The following is a 2398-nucleotide window of genomic DNA, read 5'->3' as shown; positions in this document are numbered from 1 at the left end:
CGCTACAGCCCGGACACCTTGCCGCGAGTACTGGAGAAAGTTGCTGCGGCCGGGATCAGTGCCGTGTTGCTGTTTGGAATTCCGGCCAAGAAAGATGAGCTGGGCAGCAGTGCCTGGGCCGAGGACGGCGTGGTGCAGCAGGCGTTAATTGAAGGTAAACGGTGCTTTCCTGAACTTATCTATATTACCGATGTCTGCTTATGTGAGTACACTTCCCACGGCCATTGCGGTGCGATCAGGGACAGTTATGTGGATAACGATGCAACTTTGCCCTTACTCGCCAAAACAGCTCTGTCTCATGTCCAAGCCGGAGCCGATATTGTGGCTCCGTCGGACATGATGGATGGTCGTGTAGGGGCTATCCGAGCCGAATTGGAACAACAAGGGTTTTTTAACACCGCTATTTTATCCTACGCAGTGAAGTACGCTTCGGCCTTTTACGGCCCGTTTCGCGAGGCGGCCGGGTCGGAACCGTCCTTTGGCGACCGCCGTTCCTATCAGATGGACCCGCACAACCGGCGGGAGGCTTTGCGGGAGATGGCGCTGGATATTGATGAGGGGGCAGATCTGGTAATGGTAAAACCGGGGCTTCCTTATCTGGATGTACTGTGCCAGGTGGCCGATCAAAGTTCGGTCCCGGTAGGCTCGTACTGTGTCAGCGGCGAATATGCCATGATCAAAGCGGCGGCCCAGCGCGGTTGGCTCAACGAGGCAGCGGCTGTGTGTGAGGCGGCGGCCGGTATTTTCCGCGCCGGAGCCGATTTCTTAATAACTTATCATGCCTGTGAGTTAGCTTCATGGATGAAGGAGGGACGGCTATGACAACTTCACATCAATGGTTTCAGCGCGCTAAGAAGGTGCTCCCCGGCGGTGTTAACAGCCCGGTGCGGGCTTTTGGCTCGGTAGGGCGGGAGCCGCTGTTTATCGACAAGGCAGAGGGGCCTTGGCTATGGGATGTGGAGGGGAATCGTTATTTGGATTTTGTCGGGTCGTGGGGACCGATGATTTTCGGCCACGTTTATGAACCGGTGCTGGCAGCGGTGGGGGAAGCGGCGAAAAAGGGGCTGAGCTATGGGGCTCCCACTGCAGCCGAAGTGGAGATGGCGGAGCTTATGTGCAACTTGGTGCCGTCACTGGAGATGGTACGCATGGTATCCTCGGGCACGGAAGCAGTTATGAGCGCCTTGCGTGTAGCCCGGGGTTATACCGGGCGGGAGCTGATTGTGAAATTCCAAGGTTGCTACCACGGCCATGCCGACGGTATGTTGGTACAGGCCGGATCAGGAGCGGCCACCTTTGGCGTACCGGACAGCGCCGGTGTACCGGCGGCTATTGCCCAACGGACGCTCACGGTGCCATACAATGATCTTAAAGCCGTACAAGAATTGTTTGTAAAACGGGGGCAAGAGATTGCCGCCGTTATTGTGGAGCCGGTGGCGGCCAATATGGGTGTAGTATTGCCGCAAGCAGGGTTCTTGCACGGTTTAAGAGAAATTACCACTGAGTACGGTGCGCTCCTTATTTTGGATGAGGTTATTACCGGTTTTCGGCTAGGATTAGATGGGGCCCAGGGGTATTTTGGTGTACAACCCGATCTGTCTACCTTTGGCAAAATCATCGGCGGTGGATTGCCGGTGGGGGCTTTTGGCGGGCGTCGGGAAGTGATGTCAGAGGTGGCGCCGCTGGGCAAGGTGTATCAGGCCGGGACTTTATCTGGCAACCCGGTGGCCATGGCGGCCGGTTTATGCAGCCTAAGAAGTTTGCAGGAACAACCAAGTATCTATCAACAGCTGGAAAGCAGAGGAAAGAGACTGGCTCAAGGCCTACGAACTATCTTTAAGGAGGCCGAGATCCCGGTTACTGTAAATCAGGTGGGTTCTCTTTGCTGCTTGTACTTTGCCGCAGGCCCGGTTAACAACTACGCCGATGCCAAAAGAAGCGATACTGAAAGGTACAAAAGGTATTTTAATGCCATGCTGGAGCGGGGAGTCTATCTGTCTCCATCACAATTCGAAGCTCTCTTTTTGTCGGCGGCCCATACCGCAGATCAGATTGAGTGGATGCTGGAAGCAGTGCAAGAAATAGTGGAAGGGGGACTGTTGGCGTGACGGGAATTTTGATTTTAGCCCATGGTAGCCGTCAAAAGGAGACGGAGAAGACCCTAAAGGTGTTGGTGGACAAAGTACAGAATCTTACCGGAGCAGCCAATATCGAAACCGCCTTCTTACAGTTCTCGGACAACCTGTTACCGACAGGGTTGGACAGGTTAGTGAATAAGGGCTGCACCAAAATCCATATCATACCCTATTTCCTTTTCAACGGTGTCCATATTCAAGAAGATATTCCAGTGGAGCTGGCTAAGTACAAGGCACAGCATCCGGGAATTAAACTTTGTCTG

Annotated in this window: 3 protein-coding genes; all 3 read left to right on the top strand. The window is 54.3% G+C overall.

Features of this window, described 5'->3' with window-relative positions; translation table 11 throughout:
• A partial coding sequence (gene hemB / locus GX016_01285; GenBank protein HHT70195.1) for a porphobilinogen synthase occupies positions 1-822 on the top strand: 822 nt, incomplete at its 5' end.
• Positions 819-2108 carry a glutamate-1-semialdehyde 2,1-aminomutase gene (gene hemL, locus GX016_01280; protein ID HHT70194.1) on the top strand — a complete coding sequence of 430 codons (1290 nt, stop codon included), beginning with the start codon at positions 819-821 and terminating at the stop codon, positions 2106-2108. The genes hemB and hemL, both read left to right, overlap by 4 nt.
• A partial coding sequence (locus tag GX016_01275) for a cobalamin biosynthesis protein CbiX (protein HHT70193.1) occupies positions 2105-2398 on the top strand: 294 nt, incomplete at its 3' end. The genes hemL and GX016_01275, both read left to right, overlap by 4 nt.

Source organism: Bacillota bacterium (assembly GCA_012837285.1).
Lineage (GTDB): Bacteria > Bacillota > DTU030 > DUMP01 > DUMP01 > DUNI01.
The sequence above is the reverse complement of the archived record's forward strand: the minus strand, read 5'-3'. Positions and strand labels throughout refer to the sequence as shown.

Bases quoted from the DNA above. Each gene is read 5' to 3' on its own strand.
- hemL (HHT70194.1), top strand. From the start codon at position 819: ATGACAACTTCACATCAATGGTTTCAGCGCGCTAAGAAGGTGCTCCCC.